The sequence below is a fragment of the Secundilactobacillus hailunensis genome (genome assembly GCF_005405185.1).
Classification (GTDB): Bacteria; Bacillota; Bacilli; order Lactobacillales; family Lactobacillaceae; genus Secundilactobacillus; species Secundilactobacillus hailunensis.
Map to the genome: position 1 here is coordinate 1 of NZ_BJDO01000087.1, position 3,822 is coordinate 3,822.

At 39.7% G+C, this 3,822-nt stretch carries 3 protein-coding genes; 1 reads left to right on the forward strand and 2 read right to left on the reverse strand.

Annotation, left to right across the window (positions count from 1 at the left end; genetic code table 11):
- The first annotated feature begins 67 nt into the window (after positions 1-67).
- Complete coding sequence (locus FFM73_RS13050) at positions 68-130, forward strand: putative holin-like toxin (RefSeq protein ID WP_222843308.1); 63 nt, start codon at positions 68-70, stop codon at positions 128-130.
- Between the two features lie 336 nt (positions 131-466).
- On the opposite strand, the gene FFM73_RS12175 is transcribed toward FFM73_RS13050, so the two are convergent.
- Complete coding sequence (locus FFM73_RS12175) at positions 467-2,035, reverse strand: ClC family H(+)/Cl(-) exchange transporter (protein WP_087509189.1); 1,569 nt, start codon at positions 2,033-2,035, stop codon at positions 467-469.
- 122 nt (positions 2,036-2,157) lie between these two features.
- Positions 2,158-3,312: a cation:proton antiporter gene (locus FFM73_RS12180; RefSeq protein ID WP_137631916.1), complete on the reverse strand. Its 1,155-nt coding sequence runs from the start codon at positions 3,310-3,312 to the stop codon at positions 2,158-2,160.
- Positions 3,313-3,822: the final 510 nt, after the last annotated feature.

Here is a 3,822-nt window from a genome sequence, read left to right on the forward strand (position 1 = left end):
ATGGGAACATGGAATAATCTTCAGGAAGGCTTCACAGTCAATGAGCGTCTTTCAGACACTCTCGTTGATGTTGCTGTTTGGCACGTTTTTAATCGCGCTACTCAGCTATATCGACAAGCACCACAAATAAAAAAGCCGCCCTGCGTAACTTTGGTAGGTTACAGGGTAGCTTAATGCTGTCTTATTAACTTCGCCACCGCCTTTGAAGCGGCTTGCGTAGGAAGTCTTGTTAGCGCAAGGCTTCCTTTTCTGTCTACATTATAGCATGACTATGAAAAATTGGGTAGCAAGGCATTTTCGGCATATTATTTATCTTTGTATTTTTCAAAATAGGTTCAACTAATTCTGTTTCAGCGTTTTTCGTACTTCACCGTATTTGTATATAGTTTTCCAATATGTTTATGTCTGCCAACGGACCCACTTAATCTGATACCTACCATTATGATAAACCAATTTACCTATTAACTTAGTCTTGGTGCTTTTTTTCTAAGGTTGCTAATAATGCATCAATCCGTTGTTTAACTTGGGGTCGTTGGGTTGTATCAGTTAACAGTACTAACGTATCACCTTCATGAATCAAGGTGTCACCATGTGGAATCACTTCTTGTTCGCCACGCCGGATTCCAATGAGCAGTGCTTCTTTAGGCCATGGCATGTCTCGGACCATTTTGCCGTTTAAGGGACTGCCAAAGAAAACCGGTATTTCCAAATGATCAGGTCGATGAAGTTGCTGAACAGTTTTAGGCATTGTCATCTGCTTAAGCAATGCTTCATAGATTGGTGCACCGCCTAATAAATCAACAACAAGGTAAGCAGTTAACGATATGACTGCTAATGGCATTAAATGTGTTAAATTGCCAACCATTTCTGTTACCAGCAAGATAGCTGTGAAGGGAGCTTTTCCGATTCCAGCAAAGTAACCGGCCATGGAAAAAATGATTAGGTTCATGATATAGACATGCGATAATAATCCTAATTGATTCATTAAGACGCCATAAACCGCACCAATCACAGCACCTAAAGAAAGAATCGGCAAGAAAATACCGCCAGGTAATCCGGAACCATATGAAATCATTGAAAAGACGAATCGTATAATAAAAATTGCAATTAGTACAAACAAAGGTGGAACATGCTGGCCAAATCCCAAAATTAAGCCATTACCACCACCGAGTAAATTTGGCGAAAAGTAACCAACTAAAATTACCAGCAGAAATGGTACGATACCTTGTATTGGGCGTGGCAAATGTGTCAGTTGATGATACCACCGAGGCATAACTAACAAGACCCGTTGATATAAGTAACCAAATAATCCCAAAACAATGCCGAGTAAAATTAAGTGCCAATAATTTGATACTGGTAAACTACGTGAATAACTTAAATGTAACACGGGAACAAGTCCGAAAACATTCAGCGAAATAAAATTTGAACCAATTGCTCCGGCTAATGCTGTTAACCAAACCAGCGGTGAAAAATTATGGTAAATCTCTTCTAAGACAAATAGAGTTCCAGCAATGGGGGCATTAAACGCTGCTGCTAATCCAGCAGCGGCGCCTGATGCAATTAGTAGTCGGCGATCAGTTCCTGATAACTTAAACTCAGAAGCGAAACCTTGACCAACTGACGCACTTAATTGAATCGCTGGTCCTTCTCGTCCGAGAAATAATCCAGGTCCCAATGCCAGAATACCACCGATAAATTTTCGCCAAAGAATTGACCACCAGTGCATTTCCAATTCACCAGCCAATTGACCTTCAACTTGCGGAATTCCAGAACCAGCGATATAAGGTTCTCTCTTGAGAAGTCGAGCCACAATTAACGCTAAACCAAGGTTGATGCCTATCAACAATGCCCATTCCCACCAAACAAACGGCGCGATTCGTAAGTATCTATATACCAATCGACTATAGTGCAGCCCTATCTCAATACAATAGCGAAATAAGCTAACAACGGTGCCACTCATTAAACCCACAAGCAGGCCGAGTAAAACAAATCGCAAACGAGTAACGTCAAATTTTTCTTTTACAAGCTGTATCAAATAACTAATCCTCCATTATAACCAATATTATATAATTTAGTGCTTAATTAAACTAGGCAATATCTCGATGAAATCTAGTAGTTACTTTTCACAGAGAAGGGGTGTCATACCGCTAAGATGTTTTAGTAGTTTATATGACGAGCCGCATGTTTGAGTAGTAATGGTGCTAATAACGTTGTTAGGATAATGGCAGTGATAATTGCCGAATAGTAATCATCACTGATTAGTTTGGATTGGTAGCCTATTTGAGCGATAATCAAGGCCATTTCCCCACGCGAGACCATCCCCGCACCAACGAGGTAAGCTTCATTCGAACTGAATCCGGCCCATTTAGCCCCACTTCCCGCTCCTAATAGTTTTGTCAGTGTTGCCACAATCGTCAATACGATAATTAATAACAAATCGTGTTCTATGCCAGCTAGTGACATATTTAAACCAATTGAAACGAAGAATACAGGAATGAAAATCGCATAACCGATTGGTTCAATACTTTGATCAACTTCATGAGCTACATGAGTTTGTGCAATCGCAATTCCTGCAAAAAAGGCCCCAATCACTGCACTCAGTCCAATCAGATCTGCAATATATGCCATACCAAAACACAAAATCATCGCCATTATAGTAGGTCCCACTGGATTCAATAATTTGGTGCCTAGTCTAGCGAGGAGAGGGGCGATAAAACGCATCACGAAATAAATTGCGGCAAAGTAAATTAGCTGCTCTAAAAAAGTCAGAGCTAGCGGTATCTGGGTATCCGTACCAGCCTTTGTACCTATTAAACTGACCATAATGCTAAGTAAAACGACAGCTAGCACATCGTCAACCACCGCGGCACCGAGGACTGTTGAACCGCTCTTACTATCAAGTAAATTTAGTTCTTTCATGACAGCAACTGAAATTGAAACCGACGTTGCGGCAAAAATAACGCTCAAAAACAAGCTTTCAAATTGTGTCAAGCCAAAAACAATACCAACTGGATAGATCAGTACCATCGGAATCAAAACTCCTAACAACGCGACAATTATGCTAGGACGCAAATATTTTTTAAGCAATGTAAGATCACTCTCAAGTCCGGCGATAAACATTAAGATGATAACCCCAATCTCTGAAAAAATATGGATGAAATCATTGGCGTGAACCCAATTCAACAACACAGGGCCAAGAATAATTCCAACAAATAATTGACCGATCACTGCTGGGATACCAACCCTAGAGGCTAGATGGCCAAATAGACTAGTTGTAATCAAGATGATCACCAAGGTACCTAAAAATTCCAAACAAAAACCTCCTCATACAAAAAACGTAAACCCAGATACCTCTTACACACCCCTGAAAGAGAACACCTTGAGCTTACGTCAACTGATTTATTTATTCATGTTTTAATAATACTTCTTATATGCTAGCAAACTAATCAAAAATATTCAAGTAACGATAAGTTGTCACATTTAGTTACTTATTCGAAACACAGACACCGCCAACTTTAAAAGTGATTTCTGAATTTTCTTTATCTATTTTAAATATCTGGATCGTTTTCTCCAGCTATAAATCATGCTGGATACATAACCGAGCTAAAAAGACACCGTAGGTATATTATCAGGTCCAAGGAATCCAAACTAGCAGCGACCAAAACATCATTGATTTCTTGTTTGAGGCTGGTGTAATTCTTCTTTTCTATGATGAACCTTAGAAGCTGATCTTTTGTCTAGTATAACCTATTCCGAACGAATTAAAATCGAAACCTTTTGTGAACTAGGGCTGTCCAATATCCAAATGGGCGTTCGGCTGAA